Source organism: Rhodanobacter lindaniclasticus (genome assembly GCF_004799035.1).
Lineage (GTDB): Bacteria > Pseudomonadota > Gammaproteobacteria > Xanthomonadales > Rhodanobacteraceae > Rhodanobacter > Rhodanobacter lindaniclasticus.
This window is the reverse complement of record NZ_MWIO01000016.1, coordinates 25,117-46,426: the sequence shown is the minus strand read 5'-3', so window position 1 is coordinate 46,426 and position 21,310 is coordinate 25,117. Positions and strand designations below refer to the sequence as shown.

Here is a 21,310-nt window from a genome sequence, read left to right as displayed (position 1 = left end):
GCGCTGAACGGATCAGAACATCCCGCGCCTGTCGAGGGACTTAAAATCGACCGCGCACAAGGGTAGACTCAGTCGCTCGCGCCGAGTGCCGTCCGGCATTCGATCCAGCTGCGAACGCACCAACTGCCACCAGTGAACGCAGCGGCCCTCGCAGCCGCCGCACCGCATGCGAGGGAAAGTATCCGTGAATGCCGCCAGACTGCCTGCCGCCGAGGCTGCCGTATCGACCTCGTCGCAAGCTGCGCTTGCGCACGGCTCCAGCAGCGCCCTGAGCGAATGCGTCAGCCGCACGGTACGCCGCTACCTCGCCGACATCGGCGATACCGAATGCGCCGAGGGCCTGCACGCACTGGTGCTGCGCGAAGTCGAAGTGCCGTTGCTGCGCGAGGTGCTGGCCTTCCACGGCGGCAACCAGAGCCGCGCCGCCGTGGCACTGGGCATCAACCGCGCCACGCTGCGCAAGAAGCTGGCCACGCACGGCCTGCTTTGAGCCGGGATTCGGGACGCCGGATTCGCCACCGCCGAAACCGCGTCACCGAACTCCCCCGCACGGCCGCCACGACCCGTCACGAATCCCGCATACCGGAGAAGCCATGTCTGCCCCCGCCATCGTTCCCGTCCGTCGCGCCTTGCTCAGCGTTTCCGACAAGACGGGACTGATCGAGTTGGCGCAGCGCCTTGCGGCCATGGGAGTGGAACTGCTCTCCACCGGCGGCTCGGCGCGCGCGTTGCGCGAGGCGGGCATCGCGGTCACCGAAGTCAGCGACGTCACCGGATTCCCCGAGATCATGGACGGCCGCGTGAAGACGCTGCACCCGAAGGTGCACGGCGCGCTGCTCGGCCGGCGCGGCACCGATGACGCGGTGATGGCCGAACTCGGCATCGCACCGATCGACCTGCTGGTGCTGAACCTGTACCCGTTCGAGAGTACGGTGGCGAAGCCCGACTGCACGCTGGAGCAGGCGATCGAGAACATCGACATCGGCGGTCCGGCGATGCTGCGTTCGGCGGCGAAGAACTGGAACGACGTGGCCGTGCTGACCTCGCCCGCCCAGTACGACGCGGCGCTGGACGAGATCGAGGCGCAGGGCGGCTTGACCCGCGCGACGCGCTTCAAGCTGGCGGTGGCCGCGTTCAACGACGTGGCCAGCTACGACGGCGCGATCAGCGATTACCTGTCCGCGCTGCAACTCAACGACGCGCAGGACGCCATCGCCGGCCACGACATGTTCCCCGGCCAGGTCAACGGCCGCTTCGTCAAGCTGATGGACCTGCGCTACGGCGAGAACCCGCACCAGAGCGCGGCGTTCTACCGCGACCTGTACCCGCACCCGGGCACGCTGGCCTGCTTTCGCCAGCTGCAGGGCAAGGAACTCTCGTTCAACAACATCGCCGACGCCGACGCCGCATGGGAATGCGTGCGCAGCTTCGTCAAGCCGGCCTGCGTGATCGTCAAGCACGCCAACCCCTGCGGCGTGGCGGTGAGCCTGGACGGCATCGGCAAGGCGTATGACCTCGCCTTCCAGACCGACCCCACCTCCGCCTTCGGCGGCATCATCGCGTTCAACCGCGAAGTCGACGGCGCCACCGCGAAGGCGATCGTCGAACGCCAGTTCGTCGAGGTGGTGCTGGCGCCGGCCTACGCGGACGACGCGCTGAAGGCGTTCCACAAGAAAGGCAACGTGCGCGTGCTGGTGATCCCGCTGCCGACGCACGGCGACCTGCGTGACGCTCACCCCGGCATGCACTCCAAGCGCGTGGGTTCGGGCTTGCTGCTGCAGAGCGCCGATACCGGCATGATCACCGCAGCGGACCTGAAAGTGGTCACGCGCAAGGCACCCACCGAGGCGCAGATCCACGACCTGATCTTCGCCTGGAAGGTGGCCAAGTTCGTCAAGTCCAACGCCATCGTCTACGCAAGGAATCGCCAGACCATCGGCATCGGCGCCGGCCAGATGAGCCGCGTCTACAGCGCGAAGATCGCCGGCATCAAGGCCGCCGACGAGAAGCTCGAAGTGCGCGGCTCGGTGATGGCCAGCGATGCGTTCTTCCCGTTCCGCGACGGCATCGACGCAGCGGCCGAAGCCGGCATCGTCGCGGTGATCCAGCCGGGCGGCTCGATGCGCGATGGCGAGGTGATCGCCGCCGCCGACGAACACGACATCGCAATGGTGTTCACCGGCATGCGCCATTTCCGCCACTGAGCGCACGCCCGGCAGGAGCCCGCTCGCGGGCGATGCTTTTCCCGGGGCTTCGCAAAGGCAAGAGCATCGCCCGCGAGCGGGCTCCTACACGTCGCGTAGAAGCGTCACGCCGCAGCATCGGATATCCCGCTGCGGAGACCGCCATGCGCTACGAACTGTATTACTGGAGCGGCATCCAGGGCCGCGGTGAATTCGTGCGGCTGGCGCTGGAGGATGCCGGCGCCGATTACGTCGACGTGGCGCGCGAGGAAGGCGACGATGCCATCTTGCGCTACCTCGACGGCGTGCACGAAGGGCCGCTGCCGTTCGCGCCGCCCTTCCTCAAGGCGGGCCGGCTGCTGATCGCGCAAACCGCGAACATCCTCGAGTACCTGGGCTGCAAGTTGTCGCTGGCACCGGAAAGCGAAAGCGCGCGGCTCTACGCCAACCAGCTGCAACTGACCATCGCCGATCTCGTGGCCGAAGTGCACGACTCGCATCATCCGATCGCCAGCAGCCTGTATTACGAGGACCAGCGCGAGGAGGCGCTCCGCCGGGCCGGCGATCTGCGCACGCAGCGGCTGCCGAAGTTCCTCGACCATTTCGAGCAGGTGCTGGAGCGCGGCGGCGGCCATGCCCTGCGCCGGCACTCATACGTCGACCTGTCACTGTTCCAGCTGGTGAGCGGCCTGAGCTACGCGTTTCCCCGCGCGATGCAACGCCTGCATCCCGACCTGCCCCTGCTGCACGCGCTGCACGCCAGCGTGGCCAAGCGACCGCGCATCGCGGCCTACCTGGCCTCGTCGCGACGCGTGCCGTTCAACGAGAGCGGCATCTTCCGCCATTACCCGGAGCTGGACGACCCGGCCTGAGCAGCCGCGCCGATGGCGAGGCTCAACGGCTGCTGCTGGAAGCCGGCGCGCCGGCATTGTCGGCCGGCTCGGCCGGCGGGGGACTCTTGCCCCATTCCAGCACCTTGTACAGCGCGGGTGTGGCGCGTCGCTGGCCGTGTTCGTCCACCAGTCGGCCTTGCGGGTCGACCATGTAGGTCTGCTGCAGGCCGTGCTTGGGCGTGACCACCACCATGTAGACGCGACCGTTGCGGCTGTATTCCTGCACCGTGTTGTCGCCCTGCTGGCGGATCTGCACCTCGGGTTCGTCCGCGGGGCGGCCCATGCGGCTGTCGCCGCTCTTCATCGCCGGCAGGGTGAGCGGACGCAGGTCGGGCTTCGACGCGGTGGCGGGAGCCGCCGACGTGGCGGGCGGCGGAGTTGCCTGCACGCCGGGATCGTTCATCCCGGGCGGCGGCAAGGCCGGGCTCGGCGCGGCCGTCTGGGCGTGCAGCGCCGCGGCGAACACCGCGGCGGACAGCAGGGTGGCGACAACAACCGGCACGGCGGGGATTTTCATGGCGGCAACCTCGATGGGGAGGGCAGCATAGCAGCGCACCCGAGGCGCTTCCGTGAAACGCGACATTTCGCCGTGCATGCGAGAATCGCGCCCATGCCCAAACTCATCCTGATCGACGGCTCCTCCTACCTCTACCGCGCCTTCCATGCGCTGCCGCCGCTTTCCAACGCCCGCGGCGAGCCCACCGGCGCACTGTTCGGCGTGGTCAACATGCTGCGCGCCACACTGAAGGCGAAGCCCGACTACCTGGCTTTCGTCAGCGACGCGCCCGGGCCGACCTTCCGCGACGCGCTGTACGCCCAGTACAAGGCAAACCGCCCGCCGATGCCCGACGACCTGCGTTCCCAGGTCGAGCCGATGCTGGCGATCGTGGGCGCGCTGGGTTTCCCGATCCTGCGCGTCCCCGGCGTCGAGGCCGACGACGTGATCGGCACGCTGGCCCTGCAGGCACAGGCGCAAGGCATCGAGGTGGAGGTTTCCACCAGCGACAAGGACATGGCCCAGCTGGTCGGTTCACACGTCACCCTGGTCAACACCATGAGCAACACGGTGCTGGACGGCGCCGGCGTGATGGAAAAATTCGGCGTGATGCCGTCGCAGATCATCGACTTCCTCGCGCTCACCGGCGACGCCATCGACAACATCCCCGGCGTGCCCAAGTGCGGCCCCAAGACCGCCGCCAAATGGCTGGCCGAGTTCGATTCGCTCGACGGCGTGATGGCCAATGCCGACAAGGTCGGCGGCAAGATCGGCGAGAGCCTGCGCGCGACGCTGCCGCAACTGCCGCTGTCGCGCCAGCTGGCGACGATCAAGACCGACGTGCCGCTGGAGTTCGGCCCCACCGACCTGGCCCGGCGCGAAGCCGATGTCGAGCGGCTGCGCGAGCTGTACGCGCGCTACGAGTTCAAGGCGGCACTGAAGGAGCTGGATGCCGGCGCGGATACTTCAACATCCGCTCCCGCCGGCCGGGAGGTCGGGGGCGAGGGCGCGGCAGGAGCGCACGGCGCCACCGAAGCCGCACTCCAACCGCCCTCCCCGGCGGAAACGGGCTTCGCGTCCTCGGCCAACGGTGCCTACGAACTCGTCACCACCCAGGCACAGCTCGATGCGTGGCTGGAGAAGCTGCGCCACGCCGGACTGATCGCGTTCGACACCGAGACCACCAGCCTCGATGCGATGCGCGCGGACATCGTGGGCATCAGTTTCGCGGTGGAGCCGGGCCAGGCCTGCTACATCCCGCTCGGCCACGACTACCCGGGCGCGCCGCCGCAGCTCGACCGCGGCGACGTGCTGCGCGCCTTGCAGCCGATGCTGGAGGACCCCACGCGGCCCAAGCTCGGCCAGCACGCCAAGTACGACATCAACATCCTGTCGCATTACGGCATCACGGTGCAGGGTGTGAAGCATGATTCGATGCTGGAATCCTACGTGTGGAACGCCACCGCCACGCGCCACGACATGGATTCGCTGGCGAGGAAATACCTCGGCTACGAGACGGTGAAATACGAGCAGGTCGCCGGCAAGGGTGCCAAACAGATTTCCTTTTCGCAGGTGGACCTGGACACCGCCTGCCGCTACGCCGCCGAGGACGCCGACGTCACCCTGCGCCTGCACCACGCGCTGTGGCCGAAACTGCAGAGCGTGCCCTCGCTGCAACGCGTGTACGAGGAGATCGAGATTCCGCTGGTGCCGGTGCTGGCGGAGATGGAGCGCCGCGGCGTACTGATCGACGGCGACGAGTTGCGCCGGCAGAGCCAGCAACTGGGCAAGCGCATGCTGGAGCTGCAGCAGCAGGCGTACGCGCTGGCCGGGCACGAGTTCAACCTCGATTCGCCCAAGCAGCTGCAGGCGGTGCTGTTCGACGAACTGGGCCTCGAGGCAAGACTGAAGACGCCGACCGGCCAGCCCTCCACCAACGAGGAGGCGCTGGAGGCGATTGCCGACGTGCACGAACTGCCGCGGCTGATCCTCGACTACCGCGGTCTGGCCAAGCTGCGCAGCACCTACACCGACAAGCTTTCCGCCATCGTCAACCCGCGCACCGGCCGCGTGCACACCAGCTACCACCAGGGCTCGGTGGCAACCGGGCGGATCTCCTCGTCCGACCCGAACCTGCAGAACATCCCGGTGCGCACCGAGGAAGGCCGGCGCATCCGCCAGGCCTTCATCGCGCCGCCCGGCTGGAAGGTGATGGCGGCGGACTACTCGCAGATCGAGCTGCGCATCATGGCGCACCTGTCCGGCGACGAGGGCCTGCTGAAGGCCTTCCATGAAGGCGGCGACGTGCACCGCGCCACCGCCGCCGAGGTGTTCGGGCTGAAGCCGGAGGAGGTCAGCGCCAACCAGCGCCGCGCCGCCAAGGCGATCAACTTCGGCCTGATGTACGGCATGAGCGCATTCGGCCTGGCCCGCCAGCTCGGCGTGGATCGTGGCGAAGCCAGTGACTACATGGGCCGCTATTTTTCGCGATACCCCGGCGTGCGCGCGTTCATGGATGCCACCCGCGAACAGGCGCACCGCGACGGCTACGTGGAGACCTTGTTCGGCCGCCGCCTGTACCTGGAGAACCTCACCTCTCGCAACGCCGGCCTGCGCCAGGGCGCCGAGCGCGCCGCGGTGAACGCGCCGATGCAGGGCACCGCGGCGGACATCATCAAGCGCGCGATGATCGCCGTGGCCGCATGGCTGGCCGAACGCGACGACGCCCACATGCTGATGCAGGTGCACGACGAACTGGTGTTCGAGGTGCGCGCCGACGCCGTCGAGGAGGTCCGCCGCGCGGTGTCGGAGCGGATGTCCGGCGCCGCGAAACTGTCCGTGCCGCTGCTGGTCGACGTCGGCGTGGGCGCCAACTGGGACGAGGCGCATTGACCCGGCATGCGTTAATTTTTCATGAGAATGAATCGCGGTTGAATTTCTGCGGAAACCTTGCAACTTTCCCGGTCCAGCCGCATCTAATTCATCGGATGCACGCAACGGCATCCGCGGCCTAGCCCACCTCCCTGGGCGGCCACAGTCGCGAACCTCTCCCCTGGGTCTTCGCGTCTGCCCCGGCCCCGAAGGTTCCCCCTAACCTTCGGGGCCTTTTTTTGGGCAGTACTTGTGCGTTCGTCCATGAACGCCAAGTTCAAGAAGCGGCCATCCATGGCCGCACTCTTCAGAAAGAGCCGTTCCATCCCCGCGGTTTGGTGGGGCTTCTTCACTTCATCCGTGCGGGCCGCCCGGGCATACTCGATCCACCATCACCACGGGGAATATCATGCGTGCAGCTCTGATCGTCATTGGCATCATTCTCGTCGCCGCGGGCATCTGGGTGGTTGCGGGGCATGCCTTCTACCAGGACACCGATACGCTGGTACAGATCGGTTCGGCCAAGCTCACCGCCACGCACGACAAGGGCGTGCCGCAGTGGATCGGCATTGTCGGCATCGTGGTCGGCGCGCTGCTGGCCATCGGCGGCTTCATGCAAAAGCGCTGAAACGCATCGACCCACCGGAAACCGCCGCACTTCGCGGCGGTTTTCGTTGGTGGCCACTACAATGGACAGGATGGATGTCTCGTACCTGATCGATCCGCTGAACGAAGCCCAGCGCGAAGCCGTCTGCGCCCCGCCCGGGCATTACCTCGTGCTGGCCGGCGCCGGCTCCGGCAAGACCCGCGTGCTGACCCACCGCATCGGCTGGCTGATGCAGGCCGAAGGCGTGCCGCCGTGGGCAATCCTCGCCGTCACCTTCACCAACAAGGCGGCCGGCGAAATGCGCGCGCGGCTGGCCGCACTGATCCCCGGCGGCACGCAGGGGCTGACTGTGGGCACCTTCCACGGCATCGCCCACCGCCTGCTGCGCCGGCACTGGCGCGAGGCCGGTCTCACCGAAACGTTCCAGATCCTGGATTCCGACGACCAGCAGCGGCTGGTCAAGCGCGTGGTGGCCGGGCTGGGACTGGACGAGGCGAAATTCCCGCCGCGGCAGGCCTGCTGGCAGATCAACCAGTGGAAGGACGAGGGCAAGCGACCGGACGCCATCGAACATCGCGACCATCCGGTGACGCATGCCTTCGTCAACATCTACACGGCATACGAGGAAGCCTGCCGCCGCGCCGGCCTGGTCGACTTCGCCGAGCTGCTGCTGCGTGCGCACGAGTTGTGGCTGAAGAATCCCGCCGTGCTGGAGCACTACCAGCAACGCTGGCGCCACCTGCTGATCGACGAGTTCCAGGACACCAATACCCTGCAATACGCCTGGATCCGGGTGCTTTCCGGCAGCACCGGCAAGGTCTTCGCGGTCGGCGACGACGACCAGTCGATCTACGGCTGGCGCGGCGCCAAGGTCGAGAACATGCAGCAGTTCCTGCGCGATTTTCCCGGTGCGCGCACGATCAAGCTGGAGCAGAACTACCGCTCCACCTCGACCATCCTGCAGGCGGCCAACCACGTCATCCAGCGCAACAGCAGCCGCCTCGGCAAGCAGTTGTGGACGGCCGGCGAGGACGGCGAGCGCATTGCGCTGTATGCCGCCTACAACGAGCAGGACGAGGCGCGCTTCGTGGTCGAGCGCATCCGCGAGTACATCGACGAGCACGGCAGTGCGCAGGACTGCGCGATCCTCTATCGCTCCAACGCGCAATCGCGCAACTTCGAGGAGCAGCTGGTCCAGCGCCGCATCGGCTATCGCGTCTACGGCGGCCAGCGCTTCTTCGACCGTGCCGAGGTCAAGGACGCGCTGGCCTACCTGCGCCTCAGCGCCAACCGCCACGACGATGCCGCGTTCGAGCGCGCGGTGAACACCCCACCGCGCGGCATTGGCGAGCGCACACTCGACGTACTGCGCCGACGCGCGCGGCGCGACAATGTCTCCATGTGGGAAGCGGCGCTGATCGAACTGGCCAGCGGCAACGAGCTGGCCGGCCGCGCGAAGAATGCGGTGAAGGGATTCCTGGCCATGATCGACCAGATGGCGCACGCCTTTCAGACCCTCTCCCTCGGGGAACAGGGCCGGAGTGCGGGGACGGAATCACCGGAAAGCTCCGTGCCGCCCGTACCTTCATCCCCAGAGGGAAGCCAGGGCCTCACCCTCGCCGAACAGATCGACCACGCCATTACCCACAGCGGCCTGCGCGACTATTACGAAAAGGACAGTCGCGGCAATGCCGAGGCGCGGGTGGAGAACCTGGACGAACTGGTCAACGTGGCCAGCCGCTTCGAGCGCTCGGCGGAGGACATCGACGCAGGCCTGAGCGAACTCAACGCCTTCCTCTCCAATGCCGCGCTGGAGGCGGGCGAAAGCCAGGGCGCCGAAGGCGAGGACTGCGTGCAGCTGATGACCCTGCATTCGGCCAAGGGGCTGGAGTTTCCGGTGGTGTTCCTGGTCGGCATGGAGGAGGGCCTGTTCCCCAGCCAGCGCTCGGTCAACGACGAGGGTCGGCTGGAGGAGGAGCGCCGGCTCGCCTATGTCGGCATCACCCGCGCGCGCGAACGGCTGGTTGTCTGCCATGCCGAATCGCGCCGCATGCACGGCGCCGAGATGCTGACCCGCCCGTCGCGTTTCCTCGCCGAAATGCCGGCCGAGCTGATCGACGAGGTGCGCCCGCGCGTGCACGTGACCCGTCCGCTGTACGCCGGTCGTGCGCACGAGACGTCGCCCTCCCTGGAAGAGTCGCTGCCGGTGAAACTCGGCCAGCGCGTGAGCCATCCCAGCTTCGGCGAAGGCGTGGTGCTCAGCGCCGAAGGCAGCGGCGCGCACACCCGCCTGCAGGTGAACTTCGAAGGCGTGGGCAGCAAGTGGCTGGTGGCGGCCTACGCCAACCTCACTGCGCTGTAGCCGGCGCGCGCGACGCCACGTCGGCCCGGGCCGGAGCGAGTTCCTTCAGCACCTGCATAACCGCATCGGCTATTGCCTGGGGCTGGTCCATCTCGATGTCGTGCGAGCTGTCGGCCACCTTGCGCAGCATGCCGCGGGTCGAGCTGGCGACGATGCGTTGCTGCGTCGCCGCGCGCGCGGCCTCCAGCGGCCTGCGCATGGCAGCGGGCGCGTCCGCATAAGTGCCCGAAGCCTGCAGCACCAGCAGCGGCATACCGCCATGCGATTCGTTTGCCGGCACCGGCGCGGCGAACACCGACACGTTCTGCGCCAGCTCCGAGCGCAAGGTGTGCCAGAACGCCGGGCGCAGCTTGCGCGCGTGATCGGCGGCGGCCACCGCCGCGCTCTGCCACGGCAGCGGGCCACCGACGCACGAGGCCAGCGCCGGCGGCGGCTGGTCCAGCGTGCCGTGCTCGGCGCCCTGCTCGCAGCTGGCGATGAAGGCGTCGCGCTGCGTCGTCAGCGCGGCTTCGTCCTTCGTCCACGATGCCGGCAGGAAACGTGCCTGGTCCTGTGCCGGCGGGTCGACCAGCACCATCCCGGCGACATCGTCCGGATGCTCGCTGGCATAGCGGCGCACGATGTTGCTGCCCAGCGAATGACCTACCAGCAGCAGCGGTGCGCGCAGGCCGGCGGCGCGGATCAGCGCGCGCAGGTCGGCGACGTCCGCGGCGAGATCGCGCGGCAACGGGCCCTCGTCGCTGAAACCGTAGCCGGCGCGGTCATAGGCGCACACGCGCGCATGCGATTCCAGCAGCGGCTGCACGCGGAACCAGCTCTGCGAATCGGCATGCGCACCGGCCTCCAGCAGCACCGTCATCGGCCCGCTGCCGCTGCAACGCAGGTTGAGGCTGCGTCCGTGATCAATGGCGATGCGCTGCCCGGGCTGGGCATAGCTGTCGGGCGTGGTCGCGGGCGGCGGCGAACCCGCCGTCGCCACAGCGGCAATCAGCAGGCCGCTGCAGGCCAGGCCAAGCAGTCCCGCGGGTCGATATTCCATGCGCTGCTCCGGTTCGAGATCGGGTCTGTGACCGGGGCAATGGATGGAAGTTCGCCGGTGGAGGTCGGAGGCTTGGCGCGGCCCGAGTGGGCCGGGTTCAGCCGCGCAACCTCGGCACGCCGTGCTGGTCGCGCTCTTCCACCGCGATGGCCGTGGTGTCGATGCCGGAGCCAGCCTTGCCCGGCGTGGCGCGTACCGTTTCGCCGCGGGTCATCGCCAGCGCGTTGCGATAGCAGCGCTGCGCCTCGCCGGCATCGCCCTGGCCGGCGAACGTGTCGCCGAGGGCTTCCCACGCGCCGGCAGCGGGCTCCAGCGCCAGCGAGCGTTCGAGATACTGACGGGACTTGCCCCACAGTCTCAGGCGCACGCACATGCGGCCCAGGGCGAGCAGCAGGTGGGCGTCGTTCGGATGCACGTCGAGCCAGGCTTCGGCGCGGCGCAGGCGCGGTTCGAGATCGTCGCCGGCGAGCAGGCCCCAGGTTTCGATCAGGCGCGGCGACCATTCGCGGCGCAGCGCCGACTCCAGTTCGTCCATCGCCGGCAGCACCAGCCCGAAGAACGCGGCGCGGCGCGCGTAGGCGTCGACCACGGTCGGCACGCGGCGCTGCGCTTTCGGCAACTGCGACCACAGCGTGTTCAGCGCGGCGCCGTCCGGTGCGGCCTGCAAGGTGTCGGCCAGGATCTGCGCTTCCAGTGCCGCGTAAGCGCGGCTGCCGAGCGCGCCGCTCTTCTGCAGCGGTTCCAGCGCGGTGCGCGCGCGACGCAGGTCGCCGCTTTCGCGTGCCGCCTGCGCCAGCTCGCGCCAGCCGCCGGGGGTGAGCGTGCCCTTGTCCGCTTCCGGCGCCAGCAGCGCCAGCGCTTCGGCCGGCCGGCCGAAGCGCCGCAGCAGGCGGGCGCGCAACACGCGAGCAGCCTGGGGGGCGTATTGCGAGGCGCGATCGAGCGAGTCCAGCGCGCGGCTGGACTCGCTGCGGCGCGACGCGGCTTCGGCAGCGGCGAGCAGGGCCGGGCCGCGCAGGCTTTCCAGCCGCGAGGCGCGATTGAGGTCGCGCTCGGCATCGCCGTGGCGGCCCTCGATCAGTGCCACCAGACCTTCGCCCAGACGTTGCTGGCTGAGTCGGCGATGGCGCCGCGAGAGCGCGCCGAACGGCCAGCGCAGCAGGGTCCATGCAAGACTGAGCACGGCCCATGCGAGCAGCAGCAGCACCACCGCGGCGACCACCGTGGTCTCGACCCGCCAGCCACGCATGCGCAGCAGCACGTAGCCCGGATCTTCGGCCACCCAGTGCCAGCCGAACGCGGCCACGGCCGCCACGATCACCAGCAGCAACAGCCAGCGCCACCACTTCATGGCTGCGCTCCACCCCGGCGTGCCGCCGGAACGGCGGGCTTCGCCGCGGACCGGGCCGACGCGGGCGCGAGCGCATGCACCGCGCGCAGGTTGCGCAGTTCACGCAAGGCCGCACCCAGTTCCACGGCGCTGTCGGCGGGTCGCTGTTCCTGCAGCGTCTTCAGCGCGGCGCGGGCCTGCTGCACCGAACTGGCGTCGTTGTCGAACTGGCTCGCCAGGCTGGCGTCCACCCGCTGCAATGCCGCGGCATAGGCGACGCTGTCATGGGCGAGCAGATCGGCCTGTGCCTGCGCCAGGTCCAGTGCGGCCAGCTCGCGCGCGAAGCGGGCATCGGCTACCGCCAGCGGCGCACCGTTGTCGCGACGCACGCTGACCACGCTGCCCAGTGCGCGGCGGATGCGCGACCAGGCGTCGGTGGCCTGCGCAGCAGCAGGAGTATCGAGCGGTTTCAGCGGCAGCTCGCCGATCGTGCCGCGCAGTGCCTGCAGTTGCTGCAGCAGCCCGGCCTGGTCGGTCGGCTGGCTTTTCAGCAGGGCTTCGCGCTCGGCCTGGATGTCCTGGCGCACGCCGCTGAAGGCGCCGTCGTTGACCGCCGCAAGGGTCTGGTCGGCCAGACCATAGGCGGCAGCCGCCGCTGGCGCGTCGTGGAACAGGCGGTAACGTTCGGCCCCCATGCGCAGCAGCGAATCGGTTTCGTCCAGCAGCATGGCGTCGTGGCCGGAGAGACTCTTCTCCGCCAGCTTGGCCACGGCGTCTTCCAGGTTGCGGATGCGCTCGTTCTGGCCCAGCAATTCTTCACGCAATGACCGGTTGACCGCCGCCGCGTCGTCCATGCGCTGGTCGAGGCTGGCGCGCTGGTCGGCCAGCCCGCCCAGGCGCGACTCGATGCCTTCCGCGCGCTGCTGCAGGGCAGCCACGCCCTGGCGATCGGCGGTGCTGCCGCGCTGCTGTTGCCATTGCTGCCAGCCGACCCACGCCGCGGCGGCCAGCGCCAGCAGCGACAGGATCAGGGCGAATGCCAGGGTGCCGCCGCCACGCGGCTGGGGCGCGCGGGCGGTGGGTGCCGGGCGCGAGCGCGGCGGGTCGACGATCACCGGATCGGGCTGCATGTCCCGCGGCGAAGCCGGGGTCCTGGCGGCCGCGGCGGACGGCTCGGTGGGTTCATCTGGCTGGCTCATGGCTCGCATGCTAGCAGGCCATACGCCTGCGTTCGTAGCGCCCGCGCGTGAAAACGGCGTCAGCGCGCGGCGGCGGCCAGCATGTCTTCGGCCAGCGCCGAGTCCGCCTGCACGATGTGCCGGAAACCCGCGGCACCGGCGGCCTCCGCCAGCCGCTCGCTGCTCACCACGGCAGTGGCCGCGCACAGACGCGCCAACGCCGGTGGCGGCAGCAAGCTGCACAGGTTGTGCAGCGCCTCCTGGCTGGACAGCAGCACGCGTGCCGAACGCGGCAGAGCCTGCAGCGCGCTCACATGGCGGCGATCGAGCCGCGGCGGTACGCGACGATAGACCTGCACCTCGCGCAGGCGCGCGCCGCGCGCGGCCAGTTCATGGCGCAGCACGCCGCGGCCACCCGGCGCCCCGACCAGCGCCACGCGACGCTGGCGCAGTGCCTGCAATGCCGGATGCGCGAGCAGGCCTTCGCTGTCCTGCCGGGCCGGACACAACGGCTGCTTTACCCCATGCTGGCGCAGCGCGCGCGCGGTGCCCTGCCCCACCGCCAGCACGATCGCCCGCGTGCGCAGTGGCGTGAGCGCCGCTGCGTGACGCACCGCCGCGGGGCTGGTGAAGATCACCAGTTCGGCGGCGAGTGCCTCGCGCAACTGCGCGCGCATGGCCGCCGGATCGTCCGCTGCGCGCAGCGCCAGACCGGGCAGCGACAATGGCACGCCACCGAGCGCGCGCACGCGACGGGACAGCGCCGCGCCGGTGCCCACCGGGCGGGTGATGACGAGCACCCGGGCGCGCAAGGCGTCGGCTCGCCGCGCCGGTTGCGGGTGGATTTGCGCGCGGGATGGACGGTCGGGCATGACTGCAGTGTAGCGGCGGCCCTACACTGCGGGGTTTTCCGCCACATCACCGAGCCACGTGGACACTCTTTCCGACAACGACGACGCGCAGCGCCTGATCCGCTTCATCCGCGACGAAATCCCGCTGGCCCGCGCGATGGACCTGCGCTTGCAGCACCACGACGCCGACATGCTGCGCCTGTGCGCGCCGCTGGCGCCGAACGTCAACGACAAGGGCTGCGCGTTCGGCGGCAGCCTGGTCAGCCTGATGACGCTGAGCGGCTGGGCGCTGGTCGAACTGGCGCTGCGCCGGCGCGGCATCGACTGCGACGTGTTCGTGGCCGAGTCCGGCGTGCGTTACCTCGCGCCGCTGTGGCAGGACTTCTGCAGTGAGGCACGGCTCGCACCCGACGCGCAGTGGGGCACCTTCTTCGACACGCTGGCCGCGCGCGGACGTGCCCGCATCGCGGTCGAATGCATCGTCCCCGGCACCGACGGCCAGCCCGCGGCCTCGCTGGCGGCGCGCTTCGTGGCCAAGCGGCGCGAGCCGCCCCCCGGGGAGCGTGGGCAGTAGAAACCAAGTGAGCGAGGCAAAATGGTTTTGAGTCAGATTTTTCGATCATTTGAGGCGAATAGCCGTAGCTATTCAACGAAAAGGAGCGGAAAAGCTGGCCAAAACCACGCAGCCGCAGCCGCTTGGTTTCTACCGCCCACGCTCCCAGGCGTGATTGAGGCAGAATGGCCCGGCTACCGCCAAGGAGAACCATCCATGCGCCGCATCCCGCACCTCCTGCTGGTGTTGTCGCTCCTGCTGCTGGCCGCCTGCGCCACGCAGGAACGCAGCCGCACGCTGACCACCACCTTGTCGGCCTATGCCGGCACGCTGCGCTGGGGCGATTTCGCCAGTGCCGCGCAGTTCATCGACCCGAAGCTCCGCGCCGAGCATCCGCTGAGCGAACTGGACCGCGCGCGTTACAAGCAGGTGCGTGTCACCGAGTACGACGACGGCAGCGGCCCGGTGCCACTCGGCCCGACCGAGGTGCAGCAGACGGTGCGCATCAGCGTGGTCAACATCCACACCCAGGCCGAGCGCAGCGTGATCGACCGCCAGACCTGGCGTTACGACGAGCAGACCAAGCATTGGTGGCTGACCAGCGGGCTGCCGGACATCACCCGCGAATGAGCGCCGGCGCCGGCCGCCGCACGCAACCCGTATAATCGCGGGTTTACCCGAACCGGCGCCGCGCGGCGCGCCGATGGACTGACGATGAACGATTTCCTGCACCAGCTGCCCGCCTTTGTCGGCAACCATGTCGCCCTGTCGGTGCTGTTCGTGATCCTGCTGGTGGCCTTGCTGGTCATCCAGGCGCGGATCATGTTCAGCAAGATCAGGGAGCTGAGCCCGGCCGCGCTCACCGGCCTGATCAACCGTGACAACCCGCTGCTGATCGACCTGTCCGCGCTGGCGGACTTCGAGAAGATGCACGTGCCCGGCGCGAAGCATGTGGCGATGAGCCAGTTCGATCCGGAGAAGAAGGATCTGGCCGCCGCCAAATCCCTGCCGGTCGTGCTGATGGACAAGGATGGCCGCGGCAATGCGGCCAAGGCCGCGCAACGCCTGCTCAAGGCCGGTTTCGAGCACGTGCACGTCCTCGGCGGCGGCGTGCTGGCCTGGCATGCGGCGCAGCTGCCGGTGGCCAAGGGCAACCGGTAGGAGCGCGCTGGCGCGCGATGCTTTTCGAGTTCCGGCCCGAAAGCATCGCCCGCGAGCGGGGTCCTACAACGGCAGGTCGTGGATGCCGGCTCGCCCGGCGATGATCTGCGCCAGCACGTCGGGCGCGTATTCGAACGAGTCGTAGTAGAGCCGATCCTCCGGCAGGCCGGCGGCGAGGAAGCGCGGCAGCGCGGCGTCGATCATCGCCGGCGGGCCGCTCATGTACAGGTCGTGACCTGACAGGTCGGGCCAGTCGGCCAGCACGGCCTCATGCACCAGGCCCGTGCGCAGCCCGTCGGCACGCGCGGCATCGGACACCACCGGATGGAAATCGAGGCCGGGCACGTCGCGCGCCCACTGCTCGGCCAGCTCGCGCAGGTACAACTCGTCCGCGCTGCGTGCGCCCCAGTAGAACCGGATCGGGCGACGCGTACCCAGCGCGATGAAGTGCTCGATGATCGCCTTGACCGGCGCGAAGCCGGTGCCGCCGGCCATGAAGATCATCGGCCGTTCGGAATCCTCGCGCGGCACGAAGGTGCCCAGCGGTCCCTCGACGCGCAGGCGGTCGCCGACCTGCAAGGCATCGTTGACCCAGGAGGTGAAACCGCCGCCGGCGACGTGGCGCACGTGCAGCTCGATGCTGCCGTCCGGCTGCGGCCGGTTGGCGATCGAGAACGGCCGATGCCGGCCGTCCTCCAGCACCACGTCCAGATACTGGCCGGGCAGCCGGCGCAGACGCCGCTCGCCACGTTCGGGGCGCAGGCGCAGGCCGATCACGTCCGGGGCCAGGCGCCACTTGTCGATCACCTCCATGCCCAGCTGGCGCCGCACGATGTCCTCCACCGACGGCACTTCGCGCGCTTCCAGCAGCAGGTCGGTGAGCGGCACGGCCTGGCACAGGAGCACCGCGTGATGGGCCACCGCATCGGCGCTCAGCGCCAGCGGCGGGTTGCGCGGGTACTCGCAGCGCCCCTGCAGCAAGGTGGCCTTGCAACTGCCGCAAACGCCGGCGCGGCAGGAATACGGCAACGCCACGCCCGCGCGCTGCGCCGCTTCCAGCACGGTCTCGCCGATGGCCACGGGGAACTGTCGGCCGGAGGATTTCAGGGTAACGATGGGCACCGGCAGCATTGTCGCCGTGAACGCGACAGACAACAATGCGGACCCGCGTTACGGGAATCGACGATGAGCCTCTGGAAACAACCCACCGACCTGGCCCGCCTGAACGGCTGGAGCGCCAACACGATGATGGAGGCGCTGGGCATCCGCATCACCGCGATCGGCGATGACTGGCTGCAAGGCACCATGCCGGTCGACGCGCGCACCCACCAACCCTATGGCCTGCTGCACGGCGGCGCCTCGGTGGCGCTGGCCGAGACCCTGGGCAGCACCGCGGCGATGCTCACCCTGGACCCGGCCCAGGAACTGGCGGTGGGCCTGGACATCAACGCCAACCACATCCGCGGCGTGCGCTCGGGCACCGTCGCCGGTACCGCGAAGATGCTGCACATCGGCCGCACCACCCAAGTGTGGGAAATCCGCATCGAGAACGAGGACGGCGCGCTGGTGTGCATCTCGCGCATCACCATGGCGGTGATCGCCGCGCGCGGCATGGGCACGCGTTGAGCACGGATTTTCTGCAAAAACGCGCCCCCTCACCTCAATCCTCCCCCCAAGGGAGAGGAACCAAACGCAAAAGGCATGGCACTCGATGACAGCCGACGCGCCCTACGCCAGCCTCACCCCCGACCTGGTGCTTGATGCGGTAAGCGCCTGCGGACTGTGGCCGGACGGCCGGCTGCTGGCGTTGAACAGCTACGAGAATCGGGTGTGGCAGGTGGGCCTGGAAGACGCGCCGCCGGTGATCGCGAAGTTCTACCGGCCCGGTCGCTGGAGCGACGCGGCGATCATCGAGGAGCACGCGTTCGCGCAGGAGCTCGCCGAAGCCGAATTGCCGGTGGTCGCGCCACTGGCATTCGACGGCCGCACCCTGCTGCAGCATGACGGCTTCCGCTACGCGTTGACGCCGCGTCGCGGCGGTCGGGCGCCGGAACTGGAAGCCGTCGACCAATTGCAGTGGCTGGGCCGGCTGATCGCGCGCATCCACGTGGTCGGCGCGCGTACTCCGTTCGTCCACCGCGGCCGGCTCGATCGCGACACCATGGTGCAGCAGCCGATGCGCGCGGTGCTCGCCTCGTCGCTGCTGCCGGCCACGCTGCAGGCGAATTACCGCGCCGCCGCGAGCCGGCTGGATGCGGCGATCGCCGCGCGCCTGGAGGCGGTCGGGCCGGTGCGCCAATTGCGCCTGCACGGCGACTGCCATCCCGGCAACGTGCTGTGGACCGACGCCGGGCCGCACTTCGTCGACCTCGACGACGCCCGCACCGGCCCGGCCGTGCAGGATCTCTGGATGCTGGCCAACGACGAACGGGCGATGGATGCCGTGCTCGAAGGCTACCGCCAGTTCCGCGACTTCGACGACGGCGAACTGGCGCTGGTCCCGGCATTGCGCGCGATGCGCCAGCTGCACTACGCCGGATGGATCGCCGCGCGCTGGCACGATCCGGCGTTTCCCGCCGCGTTCCCCTTCGTCGCCGAATCGCGCTGGTGGGACCAGCACGTCGCCGATCTGCACGAGCTGGCCGACGAACTCGGCGCCCCCTCGTAGGAGCCCGCTCGCGGGCGATGCTGTTCCCGGATTCGGGATGCAGCAGGAACATTGCCCGCGAGCGGGCTTCTACAATCCACCGACTTGCTTTCAGGAGTTTCTTGCATGCGCACCACCTTGTTCCGCCTGATCGGCGTCTTCGAAATCGCCGGCGGCCTGTACGGCCTGGCGGTGATGCTGCGCCGGCTGTGGCCGCTCGGCGCGCATGACAGCGTGATCACCCTGATCGGTCTGGTGCTGTACGGCTTCGTGCTCGCCGCTGGCGTGCAACTGGTCGCCGGCACCGAGCATGGCGTGCGACTGTCGCGCTGGGCGCAGTTGTTGCAATTGCCGCTGATCGCCCTGCCGGTGTTCAGTTACGGCCTGCACTGCGGCGCCTTCATCAACGTGTTCGCCACCCTGCAGGCCACGCCGCGGCTGGGCCTGGACTGGCACCTGGGCAGCCAGGGTTTCGTGCTCGCGGTCGCCGGCCCGTCGGTGTCGCGCCTGGGCATCAACCTGCTCGCCCTGCTCTCCTGGCTGGTGCTGCGCCTGCGTTGAAGCCTTGAAGCAGGGCGGAGAGGAGTGAAGCCACCGGCTATCATGCACGGATGGATATCCCCGCCGCGCTGCCCGTCATCCGCCTGAAATCCGATCGTGCCCCCGGCCACCCGTGGGTATGGTCGGCACAGTTGCACAAGCCCGAGGCCAAGCTGCCGCCGGGCAGCGTGGTCGAAGTGCAGGATGCGAAGGAGCGTTTCGTCGGCCGCGCATTCTGGAACGGCCATGCGCGCATTGCACTGCGCCTGCTGGACACGCATCCGGATAGCGTGATCGACGCCGAGTGGATCGCCGCGCGCATTGACCGTGCGGTGCGGTTGCGCCGCGAGTGGCTTCAGCTCGACGAAGTCAGCGATGCGTGGCGCGTGGTGCACAGCGAGGGCGACGATCTCTCCGGGCTGATCGTCGATCGCTACGCCAACGTCATCGTGATCGAATACTTCGCTGCCGGCATGTGGCGTTTTCGCGAAGCGATCCACGCCGCGCTGCTCACGCATTTCCCCGGCGCGCAGCTGTACTGGTTCGCCGAGTCGCACGTGCAGAAGCAGGAGTCGTTCGACTGCCGCAGCCCCGAGGTACCGGCGCCGTTCGAGGTGCACGAACACGGCCTGCGTTTCCACGCCGCGCCGGGGCTCGGTCACAAGACCGGCTTCTTCGCCGACCAGCGCGACAACCGCAGGCGCTTCGCCGAGCTGGCGAAAGGCCGTCGCGTGCTCGACCTGTGCTGCAACGCCGGCGGCTTCGCCGTGCATGCGATGGCAGCCGGTGCGCGCAAGGCGGTCGGCGTGGATCTGGATGCGGGCATCCTGGAAGTCGCCCGCGCGAATGCCGAAGCGAACCACGTCGCGGTGACGTTCGAGCAATCCGACATCTTCGACTGGGTGCGCGCCGCGGTGGCGCGCGGCGAAAAGTACGACGCGGTGGTCCTCGACCCGGCCAAGCTCACCCGCGATCGCAGCAAGGTGATGGACGCGCTGAAGAAATACTTCGCGATGAACCGCATGGCGCTGGACATCATCCCGCCCGGCGGCCTGCTGCTGACCTGCTCATGCACCGGCCTGGTCGGCGAAGGCGAGTTCCTGGAAATGCTGCGCCGGGTGGCGCTCAACGCCGGCCGCACGATCCAGGTGCTGGAAGCGCGCGGCGCCGGCGCCGACCACCCGTTCCGCACCGACGTGCCGGAAGGGCGCTATCTGAAGGCGGTGTTCTGCCGGGTGGATTGAGTCCGAGATCCCTTGTAGGAGCCCGCTCGCGGACGATGCTTTTGAACAGGGATTCGGGATTCTAAGAGCAACAGCATCGCCCGCGAGCGGGCTCCTACGGGTGAACGTGCCCGGTCATGCGCTGCGCGGCAGCCGTCCGCGCAGCGAGGCCGCGTCGAACGGACCGGGCTCGGCGATCAGCGCGCGCGCGGCATCGACCTGGTCCCAGGTGTTCCACAACAGCACGCCGCGCACCCGGCCGCCGTCGAGGTAATACACCACGCCTTCGCGGTTCGGTTCGCGCCAGTCCTCGACCACCTCCAGCCGCGTATCGAGCAGGCCCACCGCCTCGTAACCCAAGTCGAACAGGTCGGAGTAGAAGAACGGCTGGGTGACGTACTCCGCCGCGACGCCGGCCATCGCGCGACCGGCATGGCGACCCATGCTGACGGCGGCGTCCTCGTGCTCCACGCGCATCCGCCGATCCAGGCTCACGCTGTGGAAATTGGCCACATCGCCGGCGGCCCAGATGTCCGGGTCGCTGCTGCGCAGCTGCGCATCCACCAGGATGCCGTTGTCCACCGCCAACCCCGCCTGTTCGGCCAGCGCGACGTTCGGCGTCACGCCGATGCCGGCCACGGCGGCCTCGACGCGCAGCAGGCTGCCGTCGGACAGGCTCAGCTCCACGCCGCCATCGGTCGGGTTGCTGCCGGTGACCTGCGCGCCGGCTCGCACGTCCACGCCATGATGCGCAAAATATTCAGTGAGGAAGCGTGCCAAGCCGTCGGGATAGCGTCCCGCCCCCAGTAGCTCGCCGGGGAACAGCAGGCTGACCTTGCAACCCAGCGAGGCCAGCGAGGCGGCCAGTTCGCAGCCGATGAAGCCGCCCCCGATCACCGCGATATACGCGCCGGGCTGCGCAAAGCCGTGCAGCGCCTGGTAATCCGCCAGCGTGCGGTAATGGATCAGCCGCTTGCCGCCTTCGAACGGCAGCCGCCTCGGCGTGGCGCCGGTGGCCAGCAGCAGGCGGCGATAGCGGTAGGTGTCGCCGCGGTCGTCGCGGGCGACGTGGGTGAGCCGGTCCAGCGATTCGATGCGCCGGCCGAGATGCAGGCTGGCGCCGCTGGCCGCGGTGGCCAGGTCGACGTCGGCGAGCGACTTGTCGCCCTTCCACAGCCCCTTGCTGAGCGGCGGACGCTGATACGGCGCCGAGGTCTCGTCACCGACCAGGCCGACGTCGGCCGCCGGATCGACCTCGCGGATCGCCTTGGCGGCCGCATCGGCGGCCATGCCTGCGCCGATGATCAGGTAATCGTGGACGTGTTCCATGACCTTCTCCTTGAACAAGCACTCCGCCCATCATGCACCACGCCCGC

At 69.1% G+C, this 21,310-nt stretch carries 20 protein-coding genes; 13 read left to right on the top strand and 7 right to left on the bottom strand.

Features of this window, described 5'->3' with window-relative positions:
- The first annotated feature begins 184 nt into the window (after positions 1-184).
- The 3 genes from B1991_RS05815 to B1991_RS05805 all read left to right on the top strand — a co-directional run bounded on the left by B1991_RS05815 (position 185) and on the right by B1991_RS05805 (position 3,055).
- On the top strand, positions 185-490 hold the full coding sequence (locus tag B1991_RS05815; protein WP_246031070.1) for a helix-turn-helix domain-containing protein: 306 nt from the start codon (positions 185-187) through the stop codon (positions 488-490).
- Positions 491-593: 103 nt separating this feature from the next.
- Positions 594-2,204 carry a bifunctional phosphoribosylaminoimidazolecarboxamide formyltransferase/IMP cyclohydrolase gene (gene purH, locus B1991_RS05810; protein WP_136257771.1) on the top strand — a complete coding sequence of 537 codons (1,611 nt, stop codon included), beginning with the start codon at positions 594-596 and terminating at the stop codon, positions 2,202-2,204.
- A gap of 143 nt (positions 2,205-2,347) precedes the next feature.
- A complete protein-coding gene (locus B1991_RS05805) occupies positions 2,348-3,055 on the top strand; it encodes a glutathione S-transferase (RefSeq protein WP_136257770.1) in 708 nt (235 codons plus the stop codon).
- Between the two features lie 22 nt (positions 3,056-3,077).
- Here B1991_RS05805 and B1991_RS05800 read toward each other — a convergent pair whose 3' ends face one another.
- On the bottom strand, positions 3,078-3,593 hold the full coding sequence (locus tag B1991_RS05800; protein WP_136257769.1) for a DUF2782 domain-containing protein: 516 nt from the start codon (positions 3,591-3,593) through the stop codon (positions 3,078-3,080).
- 93 nt (positions 3,594-3,686) lie between these two features.
- On the opposite strand from B1991_RS05800, the gene polA reads away from it, so the two are divergent.
- The 3 genes from polA to B1991_RS05785 all read left to right on the top strand — a co-directional run bounded on the left by polA (position 3,687) and on the right by B1991_RS05785 (position 9,412).
- Positions 3,687-6,464 carry a DNA polymerase I gene (polA, locus tag B1991_RS05795; protein ID WP_136257768.1) on the top strand — a complete coding sequence of 926 codons (2,778 nt, stop codon included), beginning with the start codon at positions 3,687-3,689 and terminating at the stop codon, positions 6,462-6,464.
- Positions 6,465-6,852: 388 nt separating this feature from the next.
- Entirely contained in the window at positions 6,853-7,071 is a 219-nt protein-coding gene (locus B1991_RS05790) for a hypothetical protein (protein WP_136257767.1), read from the top strand.
- 70 nt (positions 7,072-7,141) lie between these two features.
- The gene (locus B1991_RS05785) at positions 7,142-9,412 is read left to right on the top strand and encodes a UvrD-helicase domain-containing protein (RefSeq protein ID WP_136257766.1); all 2,271 of its coding nucleotides are present in this window, start codon (positions 7,142-7,144) and stop codon (positions 9,410-9,412) included.
- Here B1991_RS05785 and B1991_RS05780 read toward each other — a convergent pair.
- From B1991_RS05780 to B1991_RS05765, 4 genes are all read right to left on the bottom strand, one after another.
- A complete protein-coding gene (locus tag B1991_RS05780) occupies positions 9,399-10,451 on the bottom strand; it encodes an alpha/beta fold hydrolase (RefSeq protein ID WP_136257765.1) in 1,053 nt (350 codons plus the stop codon). The genes B1991_RS05785 and B1991_RS05780 overlap by 14 nt on opposite strands.
- A 97-nt stretch (positions 10,452-10,548) precedes the next feature.
- The gene (locus B1991_RS05775) at positions 10,549-11,802 is read right to left on the bottom strand and encodes a heme biosynthesis protein HemY (protein WP_136257764.1); all 1,254 of its coding nucleotides are present in this window, start codon (positions 11,800-11,802) and stop codon (positions 10,549-10,551) included.
- A complete protein-coding gene (locus B1991_RS05770; RefSeq protein ID WP_136257763.1) occupies positions 11,799-12,980 on the bottom strand; it encodes a uroporphyrinogen-III C-methyltransferase in 1,182 nt (393 codons plus the stop codon). The genes B1991_RS05775 and B1991_RS05770 overlap by 4 nt, the downstream gene beginning before the upstream one ends.
- A 59-nt stretch (positions 12,981-13,039) precedes the next feature.
- Positions 13,040-13,831, bottom strand: coding sequence for a uroporphyrinogen-III synthase (locus tag B1991_RS05765; RefSeq protein ID WP_136257762.1), 792 nt, complete (start codon positions 13,829-13,831; stop codon positions 13,040-13,042).
- A gap of 58 nt (positions 13,832-13,889) precedes the next feature.
- Here B1991_RS05765 and B1991_RS05760 point away from each other — a divergent pair, with 58 nt between their 5' ends.
- The 3 genes from B1991_RS05760 to B1991_RS05750 all read left to right on the top strand — a co-directional run bounded on the left by B1991_RS05760 (position 13,890) and on the right by B1991_RS05750 (position 15,524).
- Positions 13,890-14,384: a YiiD C-terminal domain-containing protein gene (locus tag B1991_RS05760; RefSeq protein ID WP_136257761.1), complete on the top strand. Its 495-nt coding sequence runs from the start codon at positions 13,890-13,892 to the stop codon at positions 14,382-14,384.
- Positions 14,385-14,579: 195 nt separating this feature from the next.
- The gene (locus B1991_RS05755; RefSeq protein WP_136257760.1) at positions 14,580-14,993 is read left to right on the top strand and encodes a hypothetical protein; all 414 of its coding nucleotides are present in this window, start codon (positions 14,580-14,582) and stop codon (positions 14,991-14,993) included.
- A gap of 84 nt (positions 14,994-15,077) precedes the next feature.
- Positions 15,078-15,524 carry a rhodanese-like domain-containing protein gene (locus B1991_RS05750; RefSeq protein WP_136257759.1) on the top strand — a complete coding sequence of 149 codons (447 nt, stop codon included), beginning with the start codon at positions 15,078-15,080 and terminating at the stop codon, positions 15,522-15,524.
- Between the two features lie 63 nt (positions 15,525-15,587).
- Here the strand turns inward: B1991_RS05750 and B1991_RS05745 are convergent, their stop codons facing one another.
- The gene (locus B1991_RS05745) at positions 15,588-16,655 is read right to left on the bottom strand and encodes a 2Fe-2S iron-sulfur cluster-binding protein (RefSeq protein WP_136257825.1); all 1,068 of its coding nucleotides are present in this window, start codon (positions 16,653-16,655) and stop codon (positions 15,588-15,590) included.
- A 54-nt stretch (positions 16,656-16,709) separates the two neighbouring features.
- Here B1991_RS05745 and B1991_RS05740 point away from each other — a divergent pair, with 54 nt between their 5' ends.
- From B1991_RS05740 to B1991_RS05725, 4 genes are all read left to right on the top strand, one after another.
- Complete coding sequence (locus B1991_RS05740) at positions 16,710-17,150, top strand: hotdog fold thioesterase (RefSeq protein WP_136257758.1); 441 nt, start codon at positions 16,710-16,712, stop codon at positions 17,148-17,150.
- An 85-nt stretch (positions 17,151-17,235) separates the two neighbouring features.
- Positions 17,236-18,192: a serine/threonine protein kinase gene (locus tag B1991_RS05735; protein ID WP_136257757.1), complete on the top strand. Its 957-nt coding sequence runs from the start codon at positions 17,236-17,238 to the stop codon at positions 18,190-18,192.
- Positions 18,193-18,297: 105 nt separating this feature from the next.
- Entirely contained in the window at positions 18,298-18,732 is a 435-nt protein-coding gene (locus B1991_RS05730; protein WP_136257756.1) for a hypothetical protein, read from the top strand.
- A 50-nt stretch (positions 18,733-18,782) separates the two neighbouring features.
- Positions 18,783-19,955 (top strand): class I SAM-dependent rRNA methyltransferase, encoded by a 1,173-nt coding sequence (locus tag B1991_RS05725; protein WP_136257755.1) that lies wholly within the window; start codon positions 18,783-18,785, stop codon positions 19,953-19,955.
- Between the two features lie 114 nt (positions 19,956-20,069).
- Here the strand turns inward: B1991_RS05725 and B1991_RS05720 are convergent, their stop codons facing one another.
- The gene (locus B1991_RS05720; RefSeq protein ID WP_136257754.1) at positions 20,070-21,263 is read right to left on the bottom strand and encodes an NAD(P)/FAD-dependent oxidoreductase; all 1,194 of its coding nucleotides are present in this window, start codon (positions 21,261-21,263) and stop codon (positions 20,070-20,072) included.
- Between the last annotated feature and the right edge of the window lie 47 nt (positions 21,264-21,310).

Coding starts and splice junctions, on each gene's coding strand:
- purH (WP_136257771.1), top strand. CDS start 594: ATGTCTGCCCCCGCCATCGTTCCCGTCCGTCGCGCCTTGCTCAGCGTT.
- B1991_RS05805 (WP_136257770.1), top strand. CDS start 2,348: ATGCGCTACGAACTGTATTACTGGAGCGGCATCCAGGGCCGCGGTGAA.
- B1991_RS05800 (WP_136257769.1), bottom strand. CDS start 3,593: ATGAAAATCCCCGCCGTGCCGGTTGTTGTCGCCACCCTGCTGTCCGCC.
- polA (WP_136257768.1), top strand. CDS start 3,687: ATGCCCAAACTCATCCTGATCGACGGCTCCTCCTACCTCTACCGCGCC.
- B1991_RS05790 (WP_136257767.1), top strand. CDS start 6,853: ATGCGTGCAGCTCTGATCGTCATTGGCATCATTCTCGTCGCCGCGGGC.
- B1991_RS05785 (WP_136257766.1), top strand. CDS start 7,142: ATGGATGTCTCGTACCTGATCGATCCGCTGAACGAAGCCCAGCGCGAA.
- B1991_RS05780 (WP_136257765.1), bottom strand. CDS start 10,451: ATGGAATATCGACCCGCGGGACTGCTTGGCCTGGCCTGCAGCGGCCTG.
- B1991_RS05775 (WP_136257764.1), bottom strand. CDS start 11,802: ATGAAGTGGTGGCGCTGGCTGTTGCTGCTGGTGATCGTGGCGGCCGTG.
- B1991_RS05770 (WP_136257763.1), bottom strand. CDS start 12,980: ATGAGCCAGCCAGATGAACCCACCGAGCCGTCCGCCGCGGCCGCCAGG.
- B1991_RS05765 (WP_136257762.1), bottom strand. CDS start 13,831: ATGCCCGACCGTCCATCCCGCGCGCAAATCCACCCGCAACCGGCGCGG.
- B1991_RS05755 (WP_136257760.1), top strand. CDS start 14,580: ATGCGCCGCATCCCGCACCTCCTGCTGGTGTTGTCGCTCCTGCTGCTG.
- B1991_RS05750 (WP_136257759.1), top strand. CDS start 15,078: ATGAACGATTTCCTGCACCAGCTGCCCGCCTTTGTCGGCAACCATGTC.
- B1991_RS05745 (WP_136257825.1), bottom strand. CDS start 16,655: ATGCTGCCGGTGCCCATCGTTACCCTGAAATCCTCCGGCCGACAGTTC.
- B1991_RS05740 (WP_136257758.1), top strand. CDS start 16,710: ATGAGCCTCTGGAAACAACCCACCGACCTGGCCCGCCTGAACGGCTGG.
- B1991_RS05735 (WP_136257757.1), top strand. CDS start 17,236: ATGACAGCCGACGCGCCCTACGCCAGCCTCACCCCCGACCTGGTGCTT.
- B1991_RS05730 (WP_136257756.1), top strand. CDS start 18,298: ATGCGCACCACCTTGTTCCGCCTGATCGGCGTCTTCGAAATCGCCGGC.
- B1991_RS05725 (WP_136257755.1), top strand. CDS start 18,783: ATGGATATCCCCGCCGCGCTGCCCGTCATCCGCCTGAAATCCGATCGT.
- B1991_RS05720 (WP_136257754.1), bottom strand. CDS start 21,263: ATGGAACACGTCCACGATTACCTGATCATCGGCGCAGGCATGGCCGCC.